The sequence below is a fragment of the Larkinella sp. genome (assembly GCF_965227735.1).
GTDB lineage: Bacteria > Bacteroidota > Bacteroidia > Cytophagales > Spirosomataceae > Larkinella.
In genome coordinates, this window is the sequence record NZ_OZ245776.1 from 1,944,534 (window position 1) to 1,968,839 (window position 24,306).

General features: G+C 53.3%; 17 protein-coding genes. 12 read left to right on the forward strand and 5 right to left on the reverse strand.

Annotated features, from left to right (window positions below):
- The first annotated feature begins 209 nt into the window (after nucleotides 1–209).
- The 4 genes from ACO064_RS07410 (at nucleotide 210) to ACO064_RS07425 (ending at nucleotide 3,591) form a co-directional block, all read left to right on the forward strand.
- Entirely contained in the window at nucleotides 210–1,454 is a 1,245-nt protein-coding gene (locus tag ACO064_RS07410) for a hypothetical protein (protein WP_421826755.1), read from the forward strand.
- A 138-nt stretch (nucleotides 1,455–1,592) separates the two neighbouring features.
- Complete coding sequence (locus tag ACO064_RS07415) at nucleotides 1,593–2,204, forward strand: TetR/AcrR family transcriptional regulator (RefSeq protein ID WP_421826756.1); 612 nt, start codon at nucleotides 1,593–1,595, stop codon at nucleotides 2,202–2,204.
- A 72-nt stretch (nucleotides 2,205–2,276) separates the two neighbouring features.
- Complete coding sequence (locus ACO064_RS07420; RefSeq protein ID WP_421826757.1) at nucleotides 2,277–3,023, forward strand: SDR family oxidoreductase; 747 nt, start codon at nucleotides 2,277–2,279, stop codon at nucleotides 3,021–3,023.
- Nucleotides 3,024–3,111: 88 nt separating this feature from the next.
- Nucleotides 3,112–3,591, forward strand: a complete 480-nt coding sequence (locus tag ACO064_RS07425) for a YdeI/OmpD-associated family protein (RefSeq protein ID WP_421826758.1) — start codon at nucleotides 3,112–3,114, stop codon at nucleotides 3,589–3,591.
- 266 nt (nucleotides 3,592–3,857) lie between these two features.
- Here the strand turns inward: ACO064_RS07425 and ACO064_RS07430 are convergent, their stop codons facing one another.
- Nucleotides 3,858–4,295: a nuclear transport factor 2 family protein gene (locus ACO064_RS07430; RefSeq protein ID WP_114407392.1), complete on the reverse strand. Its 438-nt coding sequence runs from the start codon at nucleotides 4,293–4,295 to the stop codon at nucleotides 3,858–3,860.
- A gap of 268 nt (nucleotides 4,296–4,563) precedes the next feature.
- Nucleotides 4,564–7,065, reverse strand: a complete 2,502-nt coding sequence (locus ACO064_RS07435; RefSeq protein WP_421826759.1) for a glycoside hydrolase family 95 protein — start codon at nucleotides 7,063–7,065, stop codon at nucleotides 4,564–4,566.
- Between the two features lie 734 nt (nucleotides 7,066–7,799).
- Here ACO064_RS07435 and ACO064_RS07440 point away from each other — a divergent pair.
- Complete coding sequence (locus tag ACO064_RS07440; RefSeq protein ID WP_421826760.1) at nucleotides 7,800–10,241, forward strand: outer membrane beta-barrel protein; 2,442 nt, start codon at nucleotides 7,800–7,802, stop codon at nucleotides 10,239–10,241.
- Nucleotides 10,242–10,262: 21 nt separating this feature from the next.
- Here ACO064_RS07440 and ACO064_RS07445 read toward each other — a convergent pair whose 3' ends face one another.
- Nucleotides 10,263–10,949 (reverse strand): SDR family NAD(P)-dependent oxidoreductase, encoded by a 687-nt coding sequence (locus tag ACO064_RS07445; RefSeq protein WP_421826761.1) that lies wholly within the window; start codon nucleotides 10,947–10,949, stop codon nucleotides 10,263–10,265.
- Nucleotides 10,950–11,062: 113 nt separating this feature from the next.
- Here ACO064_RS07445 and ACO064_RS07450 point away from each other — a divergent pair, with 113 nt between their 5' ends.
- Nucleotides 11,063–13,681: a PQQ-dependent sugar dehydrogenase gene (locus ACO064_RS07450; protein ID WP_421826762.1), complete on the forward strand. Its 2,619-nt coding sequence runs from the start codon at nucleotides 11,063–11,065 to the stop codon at nucleotides 13,679–13,681.
- On the opposite strand, the gene ACO064_RS07455 is transcribed toward ACO064_RS07450, so the two are convergent.
- Nucleotides 13,662–15,944 carry an FdhF/YdeP family oxidoreductase gene (locus tag ACO064_RS07455; RefSeq protein ID WP_421826763.1) on the reverse strand — a complete coding sequence of 761 codons (2,283 nt, stop codon included), beginning with the start codon at nucleotides 15,942–15,944 and terminating at the stop codon, nucleotides 13,662–13,664. The genes ACO064_RS07450 and ACO064_RS07455 overlap by 20 nt on opposite strands.
- Nucleotides 15,945–16,092: 148 nt before the next feature.
- A complete protein-coding gene (fdhD, locus tag ACO064_RS07460; protein ID WP_421826764.1) occupies nucleotides 16,093–16,908 on the reverse strand; it encodes a formate dehydrogenase accessory sulfurtransferase FdhD in 816 nt (271 codons plus the stop codon).
- A 256-nt stretch (nucleotides 16,909–17,164) separates the two neighbouring features.
- Between fdhD and ACO064_RS07465 the strand changes: the two genes are divergently transcribed.
- From ACO064_RS07465 to ACO064_RS07490, 6 genes are all read left to right on the forward strand, one after another.
- Nucleotides 17,165–19,300 carry a bifunctional aldolase/short-chain dehydrogenase gene (locus ACO064_RS07465; protein ID WP_421826765.1) on the forward strand — a complete coding sequence of 712 codons (2,136 nt, stop codon included), beginning with the start codon at nucleotides 17,165–17,167 and terminating at the stop codon, nucleotides 19,298–19,300.
- 122 nt (nucleotides 19,301–19,422) lie between these two features.
- Nucleotides 19,423–20,697 carry a sugar isomerase gene (locus tag ACO064_RS07470; RefSeq protein ID WP_421826766.1) on the forward strand — a complete coding sequence of 425 codons (1,275 nt, stop codon included), beginning with the start codon at nucleotides 19,423–19,425 and terminating at the stop codon, nucleotides 20,695–20,697.
- A gap of 143 nt (nucleotides 20,698–20,840) precedes the next feature.
- Nucleotides 20,841–22,238, forward strand: coding sequence for an FGGY-family carbohydrate kinase (locus ACO064_RS07475; RefSeq protein WP_421826767.1), 1,398 nt, complete (start codon nucleotides 20,841–20,843; stop codon nucleotides 22,236–22,238).
- Nucleotides 22,239–22,251: 13 nt separating this feature from the next.
- Nucleotides 22,252–22,827, forward strand: coding sequence for a Crp/Fnr family transcriptional regulator (locus tag ACO064_RS07480; RefSeq protein ID WP_421826768.1), 576 nt, complete (start codon nucleotides 22,252–22,254; stop codon nucleotides 22,825–22,827).
- Between the two features lie 111 nt (nucleotides 22,828–22,938).
- The gene (locus ACO064_RS07485) at nucleotides 22,939–23,673 is read left to right on the forward strand and encodes an SDR family oxidoreductase (protein WP_421826769.1); all 735 of its coding nucleotides are present in this window, start codon (nucleotides 22,939–22,941) and stop codon (nucleotides 23,671–23,673) included.
- 100 nt (nucleotides 23,674–23,773) lie between these two features.
- The gene (locus ACO064_RS07490; protein WP_421826770.1) at nucleotides 23,774–24,250 is read left to right on the forward strand and encodes a MarR family winged helix-turn-helix transcriptional regulator; all 477 of its coding nucleotides are present in this window, start codon (nucleotides 23,774–23,776) and stop codon (nucleotides 24,248–24,250) included.
- Nucleotides 24,251–24,306 lie beyond the last annotated feature (56 nt).

Sequence of the window (24,306 nt, forward strand, 5' to 3'; positions counted from 1 at the left end):
AAAACTGTAACTATTTAGCGGGGCTGCTATTGCATCTTATAAATTTGTTTTTAACTTTGAATCACAAAGTACTTTTGATAAAACAAAGCCTGGACGCTGTTCGGAATACGGCTGGGATGCACTCATCCATTGGGTATTATCCGGAAACGCCAGGTCAACCTTTTTTACAAGCAGAGAAACAAATCGTATTCACTTTAAATTACTGCGTCATGAAAGATGAAATTCTATCAAATCTCGACAACCCCGGACAGCTTGAGCGTTTGTATAGAGCCGACAAACCAACGTTTAAACGCGCCTTCAAAGCACTTTATCCCGATTTGAAAGACAATGCCCTGCTTACTTTTTGGAATGAACGAATCAATTTTGCGCAGGAAGACATCTCCTGGGGTTCGAGAAAAGATCTGATCGTCGTCCTTATCGCTTCTCTCGTAGCCGGAAGCATCGCCAAATTACCGGTATTTTTATCCATCGATAAAGAATATTTCTATACCCGAAACATCGGTTTTATCATTTTTCCGGTTTTGGCATTCTACTTTGCCTGGAAGAATCAATTATCCATCGGTAAGCTTGTTTTTATAGCAATCTCATTTCTGGTAAGCATAGTTTTTATCAATTTCCTGCCCGACGTTAAAAGAAGCGACACGCTGGATTTAGCGTGTATCCACGTCGTCTTGTTTTCGTGGTCGATACTCGGTTTTGCTTTTGTTGGTGAAACGCGCAATGCCGATGAGAAACGACTTAACTATCTGAGATACAACGGCGACCTGATCGTTATGACCACCCTCATCCTGATCGCCGGCGGCATCATGACCGGTTTAACCATCGGTCTGTTCAAATTGATCGGTTTTGAGATTGAAAAGCTTTATTTCGATTACTTTGGCATTTTCGGGCTTTCTGCCGCCCCCATTGTTGGCACATATCTCACCCAGACCAATCCGCAATTAGTCGGTAAAGTTTCACCGGTAATCGCCAAAATATTCAGTCCGCTGGTCGTCGTGATGCTGGTTATTTATCTCGCGGCCATCGTTTATTCCGGCAAAGATCCCTACAACGACCGGGAGTTTTTACTGCTTTTCAATGCGCTACTAGTCGGCGTTATGGCTATCATCTTTTTTTCCGTGGCTGAAATATCGAAAACCACAAAAAGCCAGATGGAAATCTGGATTCTTTTTCTGCTGTCGGCGATCACGATCGTGGTGAATGGCATTGCCTTGTCGGCTATCCTGTTCCGGATTTCAGAATGGGGCATTACGCCCAACCGAACCGCCGTGCTGGGCAGTAATGTTTTGATTTTAATTCACCTCCTGCTGGTAACGGCGCAACTATTCAGGGTCCTTTCCAAAAAGACGACCATAGCCAGCGTTGGAAAAGCCACGGCCTACTACCTGCCCGTTTACGCCCTGTGGACCATCGTTGTGACCTTTCTTTTTCCGGTGCTGTTTGGGTTTAAATAGCTGGTTGTCTCGTGTTATTACCGCCTGATCTCCTATCCGTCCTGGAATCAGGAACCGCTCATCCAGTCCGGTGAGCGGTTCCTGAAAAAAAATTAAGAAATAGCTTGTACTTCATATACCGATCGGTATATTTGCAACATGAAATTTACCCCGCGATCGGAAACCACCCGCCAATTCATCATTGAAACTGCCGCAGGCATTTTCAACACGAAGGGCTATGCGGGCACGTCGCTATCGGATCTAACGGAGGCCACGCGGCTGACGAAGGGCAGCATTTACGGAAATTTCGAGAACAAAGAAGACGTTGCCCTGGCGGTTTTCAATTTCAATGCCGCCCGCCGGAACAAGCTGGTTCGGGCCAAACTCAGCCGGGCTGAACGTCCGAAAGAGAAGCTGCTGGCCTTTATCGATCTGTTCGGTCAGGAACAGATTCAGCAATTTCCGGAAGGCGGTTGTCCGCTGCTGAATGCGGGCGTTGAAGCCGATGATACGCACGAGCCCCTGCGGCAACGCGTAGCGGAAGAACTGATCGAAACCCAGACCGAACTGGCGTCCATCGTCCGAGCGGGCATCCAGGTAAACGAGTTTCAGGCGGATACGGACGCCGAAAAGGTGGCTGTTGCGCTGGTTGCGCTCATTCAGGGCGGTATTTTCATCGCCCGAACGACCCGGAATCCATTTTATTTGGATACGGTGCTGGAAACCGCCCGGAAAATGGTGGCCGACATCGAAATAAAATCAACACCTTAATTTTTTTTGAGTCTATATATACCGATCGGTATATAACATTTACCCAATCAAGTTACAGTCTATTTTACAAACATGAAAACGCAGAACAACACGGTTTTAATTACGGGCGGCAGCGCCGGGATCGGTTTTGAAATCGCCAAACTATTCGCCCAGAATGGCAATCAGGTCATCATCACCGGCCGGAATGCCGAACGACTGAAACAGGCGGCAGCGCAACTGGACAACACCACGCCCATTGTCTCCGACGTCAGCAATCCGGCGGATGTCGATCAGTTGGTGGAACGCTTGAACAAAGACTTCCCGACCCTGAATCTGGTCATCAACAACGCCGGGCGGGCTTTCTATTATTCTTTGTCCGAAGACGGCATTCAGGCGAGCGACAAAGCCGGTGAGGAAATGACGACCAACTACCTTTCCATCATCAGTCTGACGGAAAAGCTACTGCCACTCCTGAAAAAACAAAGCGAGGCCGCGCTGGTCAATGTCTCCTCCATTGTCGCCTTTGTTCCCGGCCACACGACAGCCACCTACTCGGCCAGCAAAGCGGCTTTGCACGCCTATACGCAGGCGATGCGGTATACGCTGGCGAAAGATACGGCCATCAAAGTATTTGAATTGATGCCGCCGTTGGTCAATACCGACTTCTCGCAGGAAATTGGCGGCATCAACGGCATCTCGCCCACGGTCGTAGCCCAGGATCTGCTGACGGCCCTCGAAACAGATACCTACGAAATCCATGTCGGCAATACCGCAACGCTCTACAAACTCTTCCTCTCCTCACCCGAAGAAGCCTTTCTGGCGTTGAATACCGGTCGATAAAAGCGGTTTTTTCTGCCTTCGCAGGCTATTGAGGGCCTTTTTTATGCCTATCTTTGGGCAATGGCGTTGAATCGGCCGCCCTACTGCTATGGAAAAACCGTTGGTCAATGGCTCGTATCTGCTGGAAAAATTTCAGGGGAAAGGGGGCTGGACGTATGCCGCACTGCCCGAAGTGAAACCGGACAAAAAAGCGTATTTCAACTGGGTAAAGGTGAACGGAACGATCGACGGTTACGCGATCCAAAACTACAGCCTGATGCCGATGGGCAATGGCAAGCTGTTTCTGGCGGTGAAGGCCGAAATCAGGAAGCAGATCGGCAAGAAAGCGGGCGATTGGGTGGAGGTAGTGTTATATCCCGCTCAGGCTCCGGTCGATACGCAGAAGGACCTGCTGCTCTGCCTGGAAGACGAACCAGCCGCCCACCAAACGTTTTTAAGCTACACCAAAGCCGAGCAAAAAGCGTACGTAGACTGGATCGATTCGGCCAAAACGGAGGAAACAAAAATTGACCGGCTGGCCGAAACCGTCAACCGGCTGCTGAGGAAGCAAAAATTTTCGGAGAAGTGAAGGGCGGTTTACGGACTAATTGATTTAAACGAAAAAAACGCCGGATTCATAGTTGGCTTATCAGCCCACTGCTTTAGCCGTGGGTATAACGAAAAGTTCCACCTACTAAACAGAACCGTTTCAACGGTTTTCTGGCCGATAAAACCGTTGAAACGGTTCCAGAATGATTCGGTTTCGTTTCAACTTCCCACAGCTAAAGCAGTGGGCTAATAAAAACAGCCACTTCGGCGGTTATTTTGTTTAATCAATTAGTCCGTGGGTCCGTTTTAAATCTTAACCGCCTGCCGGGCCAGCAATTTCCAGTCGCCTTTCTGCTTGACCCAAACGAGCAAAACCGAGAGTTTGACCGTGCCGGCCACCCCCTTGTTGTTGGTCGTTCCCGACAGTTTGTGCCGCACCCAGGCGGTGTTATCCACGATGGAAACGCTCTGATCGGTCAGATCAATCGTCACAAAATCAGACTCTTTGCTCACCAGAGCCTTGACAAAGGCGGTTTTGTCTTCCAGCAATCCGTTCGAGTGTCCGTACGTCAGTTGGTCAGTGACGAGGGATTCGAGCGTTGCCTGATCCGCGTCGATGATGCCTTTTCGGAGTTTCTCAACGGCTTGCTCGACGGCCTGTTTTTCATCTTTTTTACCGGGCTCGGTGGCCATCAGGTTGCCGGTTACCAACAACAAAACAAGCAGGCATTTCAGGGTTTTCATGGTCGTAAAAGTAAGGGTTACTCGTTAGGAATAAGACAAAAGAACAAAGAAGTGAGACAAGAGAATAAAGAGGTGAGACAAGAGATCTGAGACAGAAAACGGGTGAATAATTTCCGGTTTCTATTCTCACTTCTTTATTATCTTGTTTTTAGAACTTACGTCTGATACATTTATTTGCATTTAAAAAGCCCCTAAATCCCCTAAAGGGGACTGTCAAATCCGGATCACAAAGTCCCCTTTAGGGGATTTAGGGGCGAAAGTCCTGGTCTTATACACCCAGCAAAACATACGTTTTCCCCGGTTCCGTCGCCAGGTCGTAGAGATAAACGCCGTTGGCGGGGGTTTCGGGTTTAGTCGTCTGGTAGCGATTCTCCGGTTGTTGAAAAAACGCATTCGGATTGGTGCCTTCGGCGGTTTGAAGCCGGGTTTTCCCATCGCTCTTCAGCGCACTCGTCACCCGCAACCGGCAATTGCCGCCCAGCGCCGAGCGAACGGCCACGCGCGTCAGTTTGCCGTTTTTCCAGCTCATATCGAGTTCATAACCGCCCCGCGTCTTCATTCCTTTCACCTCGCCGGTGGCCCAGGCATCAGGTCGGGCGGGTAGCAGGTTGAGCAAACCGTCGTGGCTCTGCACCAGCATTTCGCCAATGCCCGATGTGCCGCCAAAATTTCCGTCGATCTGAAATGGCGGGTGCGCACAGAACAGGTTGGGATACGTGCCGCCCCCTTTGGCGTAATCGGTCCCTTCCATGCCCGTCAGCTTCAGCAGTTCGCGCAGGAGTTTGTAGGCATGGTTGCCGTCGTGCAGCCGCGCCCAGAAGTTGATTTTCCAGGACTTGCTCCAGCCCGTTCCGCCATCGCCCCGGATTTCGAGGGTTTTGCGGGCCGCATCGGCAAACTGGGGTGTGGTCAGCGGAGAAATTTCGCGACCCGGATGCAGGGCATACAGGTGCGAAACGTGGCGGTGCTGCGGGTCTTCGTCCTGCCAGTCTTTGTACCACTCCTGCAAACTGCCGCTTTTCCCGATCTGCAACGGAAACAATTTGCTTTTTTTGTCAGACAATGTTTTCCGAAAATCCGCATCGATTCCCAGTTGCGACGAAGCCTGAATGACGTTTGAAAATACGTCCCAGATCAGGCCCATGTCCATCGTGGTGGCCACGGAAACGGATTGCTTGACGCCCTTATCCGTGATAAATACGTTTTCCGGTGATGTAGACGGTGCCGTTACCAGACGTCCCTGCGGGTCTTCCACCAGCCAGTCGAGGCAGAACAGGGCTGCATCTTTCATCAGTGGATAAGCGTAGGTTTGCAGGTATTTCTTGTCGCCGGTAAACAGGTAATGGTCGTACAAATGCTGACTCAGCCAGGCACCGCCCACGGCCCAGTTGGCCCACGACGGACTGCCCTTGCCCTTGTCGCCAACGGGATTCGACGCGCCCCAAATGTCGGAATTGTGATGAACCGTCCAGCCCCGGGCGTTGTAAAAGTTCTTCGTGGTTTCACGACCGGTTTTTGCCATGTAACCAATCCAGGTCAGCAAGGGCGTGTGCAGTTCCGACAGGTTGACCATTTCCGCCGGCCAGTAATTCATTTCGGCGTTGATATTGGTGGTATAGTTGCTGCTCCAGGGTGGCCTGACCATCGGATTCCAGAGTCCCTGGAGGTTGGCCGGTGGTCCGCCGGGACGCGAACTCGAGATGAGCAAATACCGCCCGAATTGAAAATACAGCGTTTCCAGTTCCGGGTCGGCACCGCCTTCGGCATACCGCTTCAGACGTTCGTCCATCGGCAGATTGACCGCCGAAGCGGTTTCCAGCGTAAAACTGGTGCGGTTAAAATACCGTTGGTAATCAGCCATATGAGCCTTCCGAAGCGCATCCACGGTTTTGGTGAGTGCTTTTTTCAGGTAGCCGTCGGCCAGTTGTTTTTCATCCCGCCCTTCCCGGTCGGGGCATTTGTCAAAACCGTTGAAACTGGTAGCCGCCGTCAGCAGCAAAACCGCTTCCGTCGCATTTTGAATGCGAATGCCTGCTGTATCGGTCGAAACCGTGCCATCCGTCGAGCGCACTTTCACCCGCCAGTCGAAACGCATGCCCTTGCAACCCGCAGAATCGCCGTAAATAACCGGTTTTGGATTGTAGTCGACGTAATTCGGATCAGCGTGGGCGGGCGCTTTTCCACGAATAACCAGTTCATCGCGCCCCTGTACTGATTTGGTAACCGGATGCGGACTTCGGGCGGCTGCCGATACCGTCAGGGCTCCTTTTTGATCCGCCGTCAGCCGCACCACCACGACCTGATCGGGCGCGGAGACGAAGATTTCGCGGGTATAGTTGACGCCATTTACCCGAAACCGGGTGGTCGCCGTAGCATTTTTTATATTCAGATCGCGGTAGTAATCAGTCGGTTGTCCCGAAAAAGTTTGTTTCAGCAACAGGTCACCGAGCGGTTGGTAGGCTTCCGTATACAGCCCCTGCATGTGCTGCGTCAGTTGGGCCGCTGCTTCATAATCTTCCCGGAAAAGCGCTTCCCGAATTTGGGGTAAATACCGGGCCACACCGGGATTGGGATTCCGGTTGACCGGCCCACCCGACCAGAGCGACGATTCGTTCAACTGAATCAGTTCGTCACCGGCGCGTCCAAAAACCATCGCCCCCAGCCGACCATTGCCGACTGGCAGAGCCTCATTCCAATTGCGGGCAGGCTGACGATACCAGATTGTGGACGGATTCTGGGCAAATACGGCATGAATAATCAGCCACAGCAAACCAGTCCAGATAAATCTTCGATTGATTAGGGAATACAGTCGTCTAAAAAGAAGAATGAAAAAGAACATGTGTTTGAAAGCGAATGAAAGCTGCAAATTACTACACGAACCGGACTTTACAGCACATTAAACCACGGGCAAGCCCGATTCTGGGAAACCGCTCCCGACCGTTCCCTCAATAGTTGCCTGATTAGCAAGGAATTACTGGAAAGAGAACCGCATTTCGGACGGTTGAATTAAACACCCTGCGTCTCCGGCTGATTTGGGGAATCCCTAAAACCGCCGGGAACGGCTCCTTTTCACCATTTGCTTTCCCGTTTCTCCGGAATCCCACTTCACTTCGCTCCGAATCGGGGCCGTCCCTTCGTCAAAATTAGACATAGCGTCTGAATGCGTCAAGGTGAATTGTTTCAAAATAAACAGCAATTATCCTAAATCCAATCCGGTTACCGGGCGATTAGACAGGGCTTTGCAATAAACCCAAAAACCGCACAATAACAACATTATCAGACACTTAGGATTAAACCTTACGAATTTGCTAGTTCGTATCAGCTTTCTTCTCTGTCCTGTCCTGTTTGCCTGCGGTCTGTTTTTAACGACTCAGTCTACAGTCATCTCTCTTTATCATGAAGGCAACGCTATACCACAACCGGAAATCACCCAGGCTCCACTGCCATTTCTGTATCGACTTATCCGTCTGGACTCGTGGACCTTTCCCGGGCTTTTCGGTACCAATGATCGGCCTCATCGGACTCTTTCTGCTGGCAGCCACCGAGTCGCATAGCCAGACCACCCTGAACGGAATGATCCGCGACGGAACCGACAAACCGCTGCCGTTTGCGAGCGTGGCGCTGCTCAACGCGGTCGATTCGAGCGTGGCCAAAGGAACCGCCAGTGATCAGCAGGGGTTGTATGCCTTCGAGAACGTGCGAACCGGCCGGTATGTGGTCCGGGCGACGGCGGTTGGCTACCAGAAAACGCATTCGGCCCTGGTGGAGGTCACCACCGGCACGACAACGGTGCCAACCCTGACGCTGTCTGAGGTAAGCAGCAAACTGGCCGAGGTGCAGGTGACGGCCAAAAAACCGTTTGTCGAGCAACAGATCGACCGCATGGTGATCAACGTAGCGAACAGCATCATCGGCAGTGGCAGTTCGGCCCTGGAAGTGCTGGAAAAAACGCCGGGCGTAACCGTCGACTACCAAAACGAACGACTCCAGCTCCGGGGCAAAGAGGGCGTCATCGTGCAGGTCGACGGAAAGCAGACCTACCTTTCGGCCCAGGACGTCATTGCTCTCCTGCGGAGCATGTCGAGCGACAACATCGATAAAATTGAGCTGATTACGAACCCTTCGGCCCGCTACGATGCGGCTGGCAATTCGGGCATCATCAACATCAGGCTCAAGAAAAACGGCAATCTGGGGACAAACGGAACCGTATCGGTGGCCGGGGGTTCGGGTCGGTTTGACCGGGAGCGGGGAAGCCTGCAACTGAATCACCGCACGCAGAAAGTGAACTTTTTCGGCAATTACAGCCTGAACCGGGGCGGCAACTACTGGGATTTTCAGCTCGACCGCAACCAGCCCGACCCCAGCCCGTCGGATGCTTTACGGCGCAATCTGGTCAGCCAGTACACCTACCTGACGTTTCGGGATCTGGGTCAGAACGCCAAGGCCGGAATCGATTATTCGCCCACCAAAAACACTACGATCGGCATCGTCTGGACGGGTTTCTGGAGCGATCACCGTGAAAAAGGACCCGCCGGAGCCACCTTCCGGCGAAACGCGGGCGGCCCGGTTTATCTGCAAACGCAAACGCATAAAACCTATGACGTGCTGAGTCAGAATCAGGTCGGTAATCTGAACCTCCAGCACACTTTCGGTGAAAAGAAAGGACAACTGACGATGGATGTCGACCTGGGGCATTTTACCCGGCAATATACCAACAGCCTGCTCACAGAAACCCTCGTTTTGACCAGCGATAGCGATGTTCAGCCCCCCGCCGATGCGCTCCTGATTACGCAGCCGTCGACGGTGGACATCCGGACGTTCAAAGCCGACTACAACCGAACGCTGTCGAACGGCTGGAAGCTGGAAACGGGTCTGAAAAGTGCCTTCGTAAAAACCGATAACGACCTCCGCCTGAGCAGCGGCCCAGCCGGAGCTCTGGTGCCGGACCCGGCCCTTTCGAACCATTTTCAATATACCGAGCGGGTGAATGCGGGGTATATCAGCTTCTCGGGGCAGTTGGGCCGTGGCGATGGTCCGAAGACCGAAATCCAGGCGGGTTTGCGGGCGGAACACACGCACTCGGAAGGCAATTCACTGACACTGAACCAGATCGTCGCCCGTGATTACCTGAAGTGGTTCCCGAGCCTGTTCGTGTCGCGCGCACTGTCGCCCAACCAGACGCTGACCTTTTCGTATAGCTACCGGATCGACCGGCCAAACTACCAGAATCTGAACCCGGCGCGGGGGTATGTCGATCCGTATGCCTACAGCCAGGGCAATGCGTACCTGAAACCCCAGTTTACACATGCGCTGGAGGGCAAACTCAGCTTCAAAAACGGCATTTTCACCTCGCTGGGAGCCAATTACACCACCGACCTCATGTTTTTCACCATCCATGCCACCGAAGGGAATAAGACGTACGTCACGATGGAGAACCTCGGCCGCTCGCAGGGGTACGTCGCAACCCTGAGCTGGCCCATAACGGTGATGAAAGGCTGGCAACTGCAAACCAATGTGCTGGGCTACTACAACCGCTTTCGGTATCACTACGAAGGCACGATCCTGCAAATCGAGAACGTTGCGGGCCGACTGAACGGCAACAATGCCTTCACACTGGGTCACGGCTGGACGGCGGAACTCAACGGCTGGGTCAGCACCCCCGCCGTGAATGGCATCTGGACGTCGCCCTGGCTGGGCGCGCTGGACACCGGCATTCAGAAAGCGGTTTCGTCGGCTCTCAAACTGAAATTCAGCATTCAGGATGTGTTTCATACCAACCGGTTTCGCCCCAGCGTCAATACGCCGATGGCCAACCAGAAGGGCGTTTTGACCTTCGATACGCGCATCGCCCTGCTCAACCTGACGTATTCTTTTGGCAATCAGCAGGTAAAAGCCGCCCGGCAACGGCGAACCGGTTCCGATGACGAAATCCGGCGAACCAATTGACGAACAGATTTTACGGTTTCGCTAGGCCTTGTTATACACTTTCAAAACCGATTCACGCAGCATCTTTCCGGCACCAAAGGTCACAAAATCAATCAGTTCGGCAATATCTTCGGGCTTTACCCAGTTGGCCGGATCGGCGTCGGGCATGGCTTTGCGGTTGGTCGGCGTATCGATGGTGCTCGGCACCAGAACCGTCGAGATAATGTTTTTGTCTTTGCCGGCGGCATTGAGAATTTCGGACAACTGGATCACCAGCGATTTCGAGAGCGCATAGGCCATCATGCTCTTCCCGGCCGACGGAACCAGGGCCGGGCGGGCACCAATCAGCACAAACCGTCCGCCCTCCTTCTGCTGGCTCATCTGCTCAAAAACCGGGCGCGCCACCTGGTAGGTCGTCTGAAAATTCAGCCGGAACAGGTGGTCGATGGCGGCAAAATCGGTGTCCGTAATCGACCCCATCGCAAAACCGCCCACCAGCAGGATGGCCGCATCAATGCCACCGTGTTCGGCCACCACCTTCTGAACCAGCGCCTGACAACCCGCTTCGTCGGTCAGGTCAAGCTCGTGCGTCACCAGATTGGGCTGCGCGTCGAGCGTGTGGCCGCCCGGTTCGAGGGTGGCAATAACGGTATGGCCGCTGTTCAGCAACTGTTGGGTAATGGAGCGGCCCAAACCTCCGGCTCCTCCGGTCAATAATACGGTTGACATAGCGTGTTGTCTTGATCAGGCTAAAATTCAAATGTAAGGAATGGAACGTACCTATACCAAAACAAAACCGGATTGAATTACATTTGAATAAATGAGTCGTCCCTAAACACACTATGAAAATAGTCCGTCTTTTTTTGCCACTGATCCTGATTGGCGTGTTATCGGTTGCTTTCCGGCAAGACCACCCGACCGAAGCGCCCGACGAACACCGGTTTCGGAAAGTGGAACTCACCGGCAACCTCCGCGATCTGGTCGAACTGGACATTGCACCCAACGGCGATGTGTACTACATCGGCCACCGTGGTGAGCTGTATGTCCACCGGGTTACGACGAAAGAAAACAAACTGCTTGGAAAAATCGACCCGCAACCGTCGGAAGCCACACTGCAATCCATTGCCCTCGATCCGGGATTTATGCAAAACCGGCATCTGTATTTGTACTATGCTCCGAAAACCCGCCAGAACGTCAACGTGCTGTCGCGCTTCACACTCCGGGGCGATTCGCTCGATCTGAGTTCGGAGAAGATGATGCTGGAAGTGCCCGATTCGTGGGAATGCTGCCACTCGGGCGGGGGCATGACGTTCGATCAACACGGAAATCTGTACCTGACCACCGGCGACAACACCAATCCGTTCGGCACCAATTTTGCCCCGCTCGACGAACGGCCCGGCCGGGAAATTTTCGATGCCCAGCGTTCGGCGGGCAATACGCACGATTTGCGCGGGAAGATTCTCCGGATTCATCCCGAACCCGACGGCACCTACACCATTCCGAAAGGCAATCTGTTTGCCGATTCCAAAGACACACTCACCAGACCCGAAATTTACGTCATGGGCTGCCGGAACCCGTTCAAAGTGACGGTCGATCAGGACACGGATTTTGTGTACTGGAGCGAAATCGGCCCCGATGCCAGCGATACCGAACCACGCGGACCCCGGGGTTACGACGAACTGAATCAGGCCCGCAAAGCCGGTAACCACGGCTGGCCGTTGTTTATTGGCAACAACGAACCGTATGCCAAGGTGGATTTCACGACAGATTCCGTCCTGTTTCAGTTCGATCCGCAGCATCCCATCAACACCTCGGTGAACAACACCGGTTTGCGGGATTTGCCCCCGGCCCAACCGGCTTTCCTGGCGTATCCCTACGACGTGTCGGCCGAACACCCGGAATTAGGCTCCGGCGGGCGAACGCTGGTGGCGGGGCCGATTTACTATTTTGATCCCAAAAACCCCTCCCCCATCAAATTTCCGGCCTATTTCGACCGCAAGCTGTTTCTGGGCGAATGGATGCGGAACTGGATGAAAACCGTGTCGTTCGATGAGCAGAAAAACCTGAAAGCCATCGAATCGTTCATGCCCTCCACGGCTTTTCGCAAACCGATTGCCATGCGATTCGGGCCGGATGGCGCTTTGTACCTCATCGAATTTGGGGCCTTGTGGGGCGGAAACAGCGATTCGCGCCTGGTCCGGATTGAATACATTGCCGGAAACCGTCCGCCGGTGGCGAAGCTGGAAAAAACGACCGAAGCCGGGGGCGTCCCGTTGCCAGTTCAGTTTTCGGCCAAAAACTCGCTGGACTACGACAAAAACGACCAACTCGCTTACCGTTGGTTCATCAACGGAAAACCGCTCAGTCAGACGACCGCCGACCTTTCCTACACCTTCCGGAAGCCGGGCAATTACCGCGTTAAACTGGTGGTCAGCGACCGGGCGGGACTGCGTTCGGAAACCGAAACCGTGGTGAGTGCGGGCAATAATCCGCCCAAAGTAACCATTGAACTGGCCGAACCGGGGCGATTGTATGGCCCGGCGGTTTCATACCGGACGAAGGTGGAGGATGCGGAAGATGGCCGCGTCGATCCGGCCCGAATTCAGGTAAAACTGACGTATCTGCCCACCCGAAAAACCGTTTCGCTTTCGGAGAAGGGCGAATTGACATTGCCCAACCAACGGGGTTACACCTGGATCGAGGAGAACGACTGCAAAGCCTGCCACGCGCTGAACGACAAATCCGTCGGGCCGAGTTTTCGGGAAATTGCGGTGAAGTACCAGCCGAAAAAAAACGATCCGGCACTCATTGGGCAACTCAGTAAAAAGATTCTGAAAGGCGGTTCCGGCGTGTGGGGGCCGACCAACATGAGCGCCCACCCGCAACTTTCGGATGAGGTAACGGCGGAAATGGTGCGCTATATTCTGTCGTTGTCAGACGAAAAAACCGAGAAAAAAGTCCCCGCCGAAGGAAAATTCTCTACCGATCCGGTCGCTCAGGGAACGTACGTGCTGACGGCCACCTACACCGACAAAGGCCACAAAACCGCCCGCCCGCTGACCCGCCAGTCGACAGTGATGCTACGACCGCCCGTGCTGACGGCCCAGGATTTTGATGCACATTACGAACTTCAGCGCAGTGACATTCTGTACGACATTCACAAGGCAGGCTGGGTGATGATGCGCCAGTTTGATCTAACCGGTATTCGCGCCATCGACTTCACCCTCGCAACCGAAACCAAAGGCACCAGCATCGAAGTCCGGATCGACAGCCCTTCCGGCGAGTTACTGGGTGAAATGGACACGCCCGCAACCGGAAAGCGGAGGCAATGGGTCGAGAAAACCCTGCCCATCAAACCGGTGACGGGTGAACACGATGTCTATATTGTTTTCCGTAACCGCCTGACGGTCGTGGACTTGATGGAAGTGAAAGAGGTTCGGTTCAGGAAGGATATACCGTAATTACAATCGACTTCGACGTGGGCGTCAGACTTCCTTCGGCAAACTGATCGATGGGCAGCAGCACGTTGGTTTCCGGGAAATAAGCCGCCGTACAGCCGCGCGGAATGTTGTAGGGAACCACGATAAACCGCTCGGCGGTGCGGATTTTTCCGTCATACCGGCTTTGCAGATTCACCACCTGCTGCGGTTTTAGTCCCCGACTTGCGATGTCATCGGCGTGCATGAACACCACGCGCCGTTCGTTGTGAATGCCCCGGTAGCGGTCATCGCGGCCATACACCGTCGTGTTGAACTGGTCGTGGCTCCGGATCGTCATCAGCAGCAGTTCGTCGGGTTGCAAGGCGATCTGGCTGGGGACATTGATCGAGAAGTGCGCCTTGCCATCTTTGGTCGGAAACTTCCGTTCGCGGGGGCCGTTGGGCAGGTAAAAACCGCCCGGTTTTCGGACACGCTCGTTGTAATTGTCAAAACCGGGAACGACTTTTTCGATCAGGTCGCGGATGTAATCGTAATTGGTAATCGCCTGGTCCCAGTCAACGGTGTTCGGGCGGTTTCGGAAAACCGCTTTGGCCAGTTCAGCCACAATCGCCGGTTCACTTTTCAGATGCTTCGAAACCGGTTCCAAGGTTCCGTGCGACTGTTGAACCACGCCGGTGGTGGCTTCGGTCGTCACAAACTGATCGCCCGAAGCCTGCGCATCCCGATCGGAACGCGCCAGGCACGGCAGAATCAAGGCCGTTTCGCCGTGGATCAAGTGGCTGCGGTTCAGCTTGGTAGACACCTGAACGGTGAGTCGGCAGCGTTGCAGGGCCTCGGCGGTGTAGTCGGTATCGGAAACCGCCATCAGGAAATTCCCGCCCATCCCGAAAAAAACTTTAGCGTCACCTTCGTGCATGGCTTTCACGGCTTCGACTACGCTAAAACCGTGTTCGCGCGGAGGTTCAAACCCAAAGACGGTTTTCAGTTTGTCCAGAAACTCCGGTTTCGGTCGTTCCCAGATGCCCATCGTCCGGTCACCCTGCACGTTGCTATGCCCGCGAATGGGAGCCGCCCCCCCGCCTTCGATGCCAATACTACCTTTAAGCAACAGCACATTAATCACTTCGTTGATTGTCTGAACAGAATTGCGGTGCTGCGTCAGCCCCATCGCCCAGCAGATGATGATCTTCTTTTTGTGTTTGAGCATATCGACCGTCTGTTGAATCTCCGCCAGCGACAACCCGGTTTGTCCCACCAGTTCGCTCAGGTCATAATGCTCCAGACTGCTGAGAAAATCCTGATAGCCAGCCGTGTATTCCTCAATGAAAGCATGATCAATGACTTTGCCCGGCGTTTTCTTTTCTTCTTCCAGCAGCAGTTTACAAATCGCTTTCAGGAAAGCCAGATCGGAGTTGATTCGGATTTGCAGGTAGAGATCGGTCAGTTTTTGTCCGCCCAGTACCATATCCCGCACACTCTGCGGAAACTGGAAGGCCAGTAAACCGGTTTCCACCAGCGGATTGACGGCAATGATGGTGGCCCCGTTGCGCTTGGCCTGTTCGAGGGGCGTCAACATGCGCGGGGCGTTGGTGCCGGGATTCTGACCCATGATCATGATCACCTCCGCTTTTTCCAGATCTTCATATACAATGGATGCCTTGCCCAGCCCGAGGGTTTCGGCCAGTGCAACGGAGGTCGATTCGTGGCACATATTGGAACAATCCGGCATGTTGTTGGTGCCATATTGCCGGACAAACAACTGGTACAGAAAAGCCGCTTCGTTGCTGGTTCGGCCCGACGTATAGAAAACCGTTTCATCCGGCGAATCGAGCGCGTTTAGCTGGTCGGCGATAAGTTGAAAGGCGTCATTCCAGGCAATGGGTTCGTAATGCGTCTGCCCTTTCCGAATCACCAGCGGTTGCGTCAACCGCCCCTGCTGACCGAGCCAGAAATCGTCTTTTTGCAATAAATCCGCCACCGAATACCGCTGAAACAGAACCGGCGACGCCGTGTGTTTCGTCATCACTTCGTCGGCGACGGCTTTGGCACCGCTTTCGCAATATTCCGCAACCGATGAGCGGTGGTCGTCGGGATCGGGCCAGGCGCAACTCGGGCAATCGTAACCGTCTTTCTGATTCAATTGATAGAGGGCTTTCCAGCCGCGCACCAGTTCCGTCTGGCGAAAAACGTGTTTAAAAGATTCGGTTACGGCGGTCAGACCGGCGGCTGTTTCTTTCGGTTGGGTAATTTTCAGGCCGGTTAAGCTATCGGGCGCAAGTTTCATGATTTATTCTGTTACCGCCCTGTCAGCGGTCGAAGACCCTGACAGCGGCAAATAGATGATAAATACAACTATGGGACTTTAATTACGGTTATTTAACCAAACCGCTGTCAGGGCCTTCGACCGTAACGACGGCCCGGCGCTGACCGGGTTAATTGTACTGATTAAACCGGTTTTCCCGGACAAAACCGAGCAGCGTCATTCCGGCTTCCTTCGCCAGTTCCACCGCCAGACTCGACGGCGCGCCCACGGCGGCCAGCAGCGGAACACCCGCCATCCAGCATTTCTGCACCAATTCAAAGGCGACGCGCCCGCTGACCAGCACCCCAAAACGGCTCAACGGCAACCAGCCCTGCCAGAAAGCCGCACCGATGAGTTTGTCCAGCGCGTTGTGCCGCCCGATGTCTTCCCGAACCAGCAGCAACTGCCCGGTTTCATCGAACAAAGCCGCTGCGTGTAGTCCTCCCGTGTAAGCAAACGTCCGTTGGGCGGCCCGCAGCTTTTCCGGTAAACGATGAATTAGTTCCGAATCTACCCGAAAGTCGGAAGAAAGGGGTGTTTTGCAAACGGTTTGAACGGCTTCAATCGACGCTTTTCCGCAAATCCCGCAACTGGAAGCCGTATAACTGTGACGTTCGAGCCGCTGCCAGTCGATTTTGACGTCGGGCTGTAGCTCAACGCGGAGAACGTTGCCTTTTTTCTCCGAATCGGTAACACAATGTCGAACGGAAATGATTTGGGAAGGCGCAGAAAGTATATTTTCAGTAAATAAAAAGCCGAGGGCCAGTTCTTCGTCGTGGCCCGGCGTCCGCATCGTCACGGCCACGCTGCGCTGCTGGCGGTCGTCGGGCGGGCCAAATCCCAGGCGGATTTCCAGTGGTTCTTCCACCGCCAGCAGGTCGCTGTGCGCCTGAGGTTCATGGCTTTGACTGATTTTCTGAATGGTTACGGGTGCTACGGCCAACATACGGTTTTTATATTCTTTATTTAAAAAACCCAATTAACAGAAAAGAGTTTAAACGCGCTAAATTGGCAGATTATCGTCTCAAAAGCATCGGTTGACAGACAGAAAATTCATTTTTCAGGCACAAAATAGGACAGTACATGAAAGTAAGGCTGTCGGAAGCCATTATCTTTGGGTATAATTTGGTTAAAACCGCTTTTAAGTACAGAATTAAGGCTCTGAAGTTTCAATCGCGTCGGCGTTCCGACATCAATTCGATATGCTCAGTACGAACAAAACACGGCAGGCGAACGAGTTTCGTCATGTAAGCTACTTGTGGGACGAAGCCAAAGCCGCTCAACTGGCCGGTGACGAAGTAGCCCTCCTCATCTATCGTTCTAACCTCTTAGGTGCCGACCTCCGGCTGACCAACTACGGTGGCGGGAACACCTCCTGCAAAGTGATGGCCAAAGACCCGCTGACGGGCAATGATACGGAAGTGATGTGGATCAAAGGTTCTGGCGGAGACATTGGTACACTCAAAAAAAGCGGTTTGGCGGCTCTCTACGTCGATCGGCTGCGGAGTCTGAAAAACGTCTACCGGGGTATCGAGTTTGAAGATGAGATGGTGGAACTGTTCAACCACTGCATTTTCGATTTGTCCTCCAAAGCGCCTTCGATCGATACGCCCCTGCACGGTTTTCTGCCGTTTGCCCACATCGACCACCTGCACCCGGACGCGGCCATTGCCATTGCGGCTGCCAAAGACGGCAAGAAAATTACGCAGGAACTGTTCGATGGCACCATCGGCTGGGTCGAGTGGCAACGTCCCGGTTTTGACCTGGGGCTGAAACTGGCCGAATGCCTGGAGCAGAATCCGGGGATTCGGGGCATCATGCTGGGCTCACACGGTTTGTTTACGTGGGGCGACACGGCCTACGAAAGCTACATCAATACGCTGGAAGTCATTGAGAAATGTGCGGAATACCTGGAAGAAAACTACGGCAAAACCCGCCCGGTTTTTGGTGGTGCCAAACTCGACAGCCTTGACAAAGATGCCCGGCTGAAGCAGGCGGCAACCCTGGCCCCGGTTCTGCGCGGTTTCTGCTCCAACCATACGTCGATGGTCGGCCATTTTACGGACGACGAGCGTGTGCTGGAATTCATCAACTCCAACGATCTGGACCGGCTGGCTCCGCTCGGAACCTCCTGCCCCGATCACTTCCTGCGGACCAAAATCAGCCCGCTGGTGCTCGACCTGAAACCGGACGAGGACGTGACGGATACCGCAGCGATTCAGGAAAAACTGGCTCCGGCGTATGAAGCCTACCGGGCGATGTACCAGGAGTATTATGAAACCTGCAAACACCCGAACAGTCCGGGCATCCGCGATAAAAATCCGGTGATCCTTCTGTGGCCGGGTGTGGGTATGTTTGCCTTCGCGAAAGACAAGCAAACCGCCCGGGTGGCAGCGGAGTTTTATACCAACGCGATCAACGTGATGAAGGGGGCCGAAGCCATTTCGGAATATACCTCGCTGCCGCGTCAGGAAGCGTTCGACATTGAATACTGGCTGCTGGAAGAAGCCAAACTGCAGCGGATGCCAAAACCCAAACCGTTGTCGGGCAAAATTGCACTGATTACGGGCAGTGCGGGCGGAATCGGAAAAGCCATTGCCAAGCGGTTTGTGGCCGAAGGCGCGGTGGTGGTCATCAACGACAACGACCCCGACCGGCTGAAAGGCGCGGATGAGGAATTCCGCCAGCAATACGGCCGGGATACGCACACCTCCGCAACACTCGACGTAACCAGTGCCGAGACCATCAGCAAGGCGTTTGAAGCGGCTGCGCTGGCGTTCGGCGGGGTGGATATCGTGGTGAACTGCGCCGGTCTGTCGATCTCGAAACCGATTGAAGATCATACCGAAAAAGACTGGGATCTGCTGTATGACGTTTTGGTAAAAGGCCAGTTTCTGGTCACCCAGAAAGGCGTTGAGATCATGCGGAAGCAGAAACTGGGTGGCGACGTCATTAACATTGCCAGCAAAAACGGTCTGGTTTCCGGCCCGAACAATGCAGGTTACGGTTCGGCCAAAGCCGCTCAATTGCACCTGAGCCGACTCAATGCCGCCGAACTCGGCAAAGATCACATTCGGGTCAATGTCGTGAATCCGGATGCGGTGATTTCCGACAGCAAAATCTGGGCGGGTGCCTGGGCGGAAGGCCGGGCGAAAGCCTACGGCGTGACGGTGGCTGAACTGCCGGCGTACTACGCGAAACGGACCTTGCTGAACGAAATCATTCTGCCCGACGATATTGCTAACGCCTGTTTCGCGTTCGTCGGCGGTTTACTGAGCAAATCCACGGGCAACGTGCTGAACGTGGATGGCGGTGTGGCGATGGCATTTGTTCGATAATGTATGTCTTTGTTACACAGAGTTAATCAGAGATTATCAGGGTTAATCAGAGAAAAACTCTGGTTACCTCTGATGTTCTCTGATTAACTCTGTGTAATAAATCTCTTAACCCCTACCCTGTCATGCAACTCGAAGCGTATAAAATAGCCGATCATAACCAGAAGGCACTGGAAGCGCACCAGCGCAAGCTGTCATTCTGGACCGAGGAAGTCGCTAATGCGGAGGAGATCATAAAAAAACTGATCGATTTTCAGATTGCCATTCCGAGTTGGGCGCTCGGCACCGGCGGCACCCGGTTCGGGCGTTTTCCGGGCGGTGGAGAACCGCGTTCGCTGGAAGAAAAAATCGAGGATGTTGGACTGTTGCACGCCCTTAACCAGTCGAGCGGAGCGATTTCGCTGCACATTCCGTGGGACATTCCGAAGGATGGCGAAGCCATCAAAAGTCTGGCGGCTAGTTTCGGCTTGCGGTTTGACGCCATGAACTCCAACACGTTTCAGGATCAGCCGGGTCAGGAAAACAGCTACAAATTTGGTTCGTTGCAGCACGTCGACCGGGCGGTTCGGCAACAGGCCATCGACCACAATATTGAGGTGATTCGGCACGGCGTTGCCTTGGGTTCCAATTCGTTGACGGTTTGGCTATCCGACGGCTCCTGTTTTCCGGGGCAGCTCAATTTTCGGAAAGCGTTTGAGCGTACGCAGGAAAGTTTGCAGGAAATCTACGCAGCCCTGCCCGACGACTGGAAAGTTTTTGTCGAATACAAAGCCTTCGAACCCAATTTCTATTCGATGACCGTCGGCGACTGGGGCTCATCACTTCTGTTCGCCAATAAACTCGGACCAAAAGCCTACACGCTGGTCGATCTGGGTCACCACCTGCCCAATGCCAACATCGAGCAAATCGTTTCACTGCTGTTGATGGAAGGTAAACTGGGCGGTTTTCACTTCAACGACTCCAAATATGGCGACGATGATTTGACCGTCGGCAGCATTCGTCCGTATCAGTTATTCCTGATTTTCAACGAATTAATTGAAGGGATGGACGCTAAAGGCATGAATCACGCGACGGATTTGGGTTGGATGATCGACGCCAGCCACAACGTCAAAGATCCGCTGGAAGATTTGTTGCAATCGGTCGAAGCCATTCAACTGGCCTACGCACAGGCATTGCTGGTTGATCGGACGGCGCTGGAAGAAGCCCGCGACGCCAATGATGTGGTGCGGGCGCAGGAGATTTTGCAGGAAGCTTACCGCACCGACGTCCGGCCCCTGGTGGCCGAAGCCCGTCGGCGCGCGGGTGGTGCTTTGCAACCCCTGGCTCTCTTCCGACAATTGAACATCCGCCAGCAACTCATCGGCGAACGCGGCCTAAAAACCATCGCCACAGGACTTTAAATTCAATTGTGAATGAGCGAATGAGCGACGGGGCCGCCCGCGCGGTGAGTGAATAGCTCCGCCAACTACATACTTTCTGCGAAGCTATTCACTCACCGCGCGGGCGGCCCCGTCGCTCATTCACTCATTCACTCATTCAAAAAATGAAAACGCCCGTTATTGCCATTTTCGACGTCGGGAAGACGAACAAGAAGCTGTTTCTGTTTAACGAACGGTATGAAATCGTGTGGGAGCGATCGGAACCGTTTGATGAAATCGTGGACGACGATGGCGATCCGTGCGAAGACGTTGCCCGGCTCACGGCCTGGGTGCAAACCCTGCTGCGGGAGGTCTTGCAGTTACCCGAGTTCGACATCCGGGCGTTGAATTTTTCGACCTACGGAGCCAGTTTTGTCCATCTGGACGAAGAAAGCCGCCCCATCGGTTATTTGTATAATTACCTGAAACCGTATCCGGCCAAAATCCGGCAGCAGTTCTACAGTACGTACGGCGACGAAACGACGCTGGCGATGCAAACCGCTTCTCCGGCTTTGGACAGCCTGAATTCGGGCCTGATGCTGTACCGGATCAAGTATGACAAACCGAAGTTATTTCGCCGGATCTGGTATTCGCTGCACTTACCCCAATACCTGAGTTACCTGTTCACCGGCCAGGTTTTGACAGACGTCACCAGCATCGGATGCCACACGATGCTGTGGGATTTCAACAAAAATCAGTACCACGACTGGGTCATCGCCGAACAACTGGACAAGCTTTTCGGGCCTATTTTCACGTCGGACAGCGTTCTGAACGCCATCTGGCTGAACCATCCGCTGAAGGTTGGCGTCGGTTTGCACGACAGTTCGGCGGCTTTGATTCCGTATCTGGCCTCTTTTCAGGAACCGTTCGTGCTGATTTCGACCGGAACCTGGTCCATCAGCCTGAATCCGTTTAACACCATTCCGCTGACGGCGGAGGAGTTGCAGTACGACTGCCTGTGTTACCTGCATTACCAGGGCCAGCCGATCAAGGCGTCGCGCCTGTTTGCCGGGTATGAACACGAACAGCAGACCAAACGAATTGCCGCCCATTTCCAGACACCGGTCGACCAGTACAAGCAGGTCGATTATGATTCGGAACTGATTCAGTATTTGCGGGAATCGCGTCCCAATTCCGACAACCGGTTTGAGGACGTTAAAGCCCCTCCGCTCCAGGAATCGTTGTTCCGCCACCGCGATTTGTCAGTTTTCCGGTCCTACGAAGAAGCTTACCACCAGTTGATGCTCGATATTGTATCGCAACAGTTGATTTCGACCAACCTGGTGCTGGAAAACTCGCCGGTCAAGCGCATTTTTGTGGATGGCGGATTCAGCAAGAACCCGATTTACATGAATTTGCTGGCATCGGCTTTCCCCCACACCGAGGTGTTTGCGGCTTCGATGGCGCAGGCGACGGCGCTGGGATCGGCCCTGGCGATTCACCACCACTGGAATACCAAACCGTTGCCGGGTGATACCATCGAGCTGAAACATTACTCGGCTACCGGCCGGTATGCGGTTTAGGCACTGCGGATTCTTGGAAACCCTAAAAGCCTTTCTGAACACCCTCACACCCCTTCGTCCCGAAACCTGGCAACGGGTGGAACCGCTTTTTTCAGAAATCCGGTTGCCGAAAGGCCAGTATTTTCTGGAAGAGGGACGTAGAGCCACGCAAATTGGCTTTCTAACGGAAGGCATAATCCGGGCCTTTTACCGGAATCAGGCCGGTATGGAATACAACAAGCATTTTTTCGTCCCGAATTCCTTCGCGGGTGGTTATGCTTCGCTGATTACCGGCAAACCCAACCAAATCTGGCAGCAGGCCATGACCAACTGCCGCTTGCTGGTAGCCGATTTTGCGGCCTTCTCGGCCCTTTATGACAGCGCTCCCGATCTTGAACGGGCGGCCCGGATGCTGGCGGAACGGTTTTTTGTTCAGAAAGAAGAACGGGAAATTGAACTTGTTTTGCTGGATGCCCAAACCCGCTATGCGCTCTTCCAGCAACACTATCCCGGACTCGAACAACGCATTCCGCAATACCACATTGCTTCCTATCTGGGCGTCACCCCGACGCAGTTAAGCCGCATCCGCCGAAAAATAGCGCAGCGCTAACTTCTTTACCTATGTCATTTTTTTCTCGTTTCGTGTCTGGTAGTTTTGGCGGCAAACAATACGATAGTAGACTCTTTTTCAATGGTTTACTATCAACTGACAGCCTATTCTATGAAAGTCACGAACAATACGATTCTGCTGACGGGTGGCACTTCGGGCATTGGGTATGAACTGGTCAGGCGGTTTTATGAACTCGGCAACCGGTTGATTGTGGTTTCCAGTGATCCGGGTAAGTTAACCAACCTCTGCAGTCAATTTCCTGACATCGACACCATTCCCTGCAATCTCGCTGATCCGACGCAGGTCAATGCCCTGATCCGACGGTGCCTGGACGACTATCCAGACATCAATGTGCTGATCAACAATGCGGGGGTTCAATACCCGTACGATTGGCTAACCGAATCGGATGGTTATCAGAAAATCAGCGACGAAATCACGATTAACCTGACCAGCCCGCTGCAATTAGCCTACGGCCTTCTGCCGGTTTTGTTGAAACACCGCGAGGCCGCTCTGGTGACGGTGTCATCCGGTCTGATTTATGCACCTAAAAAATCGGCACCGGTCTACTGCGGAACCAAAGCAGCTATTCACACGACCACGAAAGCCCTGCGTTATCAGCTTGAGAAAACCGGTATAAACGTTTTCGAAATTATTCCGGCGCTGGTCGATACGCCCATGACGGCCGGCCGGGGAACGAATAAACTCACGCCCCAACAACTGGTGGATGAGTTTATTTTCCACTTCCGGAAGAACCAGTTGGAAAGCCGGATCGGGAAAACCAAACTGCTCCGGCTACTCCAGCGGCTCTCGCCCGCATTGGCCGACCGGCTGATGAAGAATGGGTAGCTTTTACCGCTCATCCTCCTGATCGACCGCATCCTCAAAAAATACAAAACTTTTTCAAAGAGAATTTGGTTGATATATCAACCTATTATAAGTTTGCAACATGATCACGCAGGAAGAAATCAGTATACGGGAAAAGATATTCAATCAGATGGGTGGACTTGTGGTATTTAATGTGAACCACTTTTTACACCAGGTTGCCAAGAAGGCCAACCGGGATCTGGCCAAAGCCGGTTTTACACTTCAGTATGAACAGCTTCCGGTGCTTTTTGTCGTCAATTTTGCCCCCGATGGCTTGCTTTCGCAGCAGGACATTGCCAATGCGTTACAGAAAGACAAATCAGGCATTCAGCGCTCTATTCGCACCCTGGAGCGCGACGGCTACCTCCGAATCACTCCGGACAACATCGATCGACGCAAAAACCTGATCCAGTTGACCCCGGCCGGCAAGATGATTATCGATCAGATTATCGAAGCGGCTAAAAGACAGGATGAAGACGTACGACGCCAGCTTGATCCGGAAGAGGTCGATACGCTGCTCAAACTCCTCCGGAAGTTGACGGCTTTGGTTGAAAGTTAATTTTTTATTGATCCGTATTGTTGATATATCAACAGTAGACCTGTCAACAATATAAG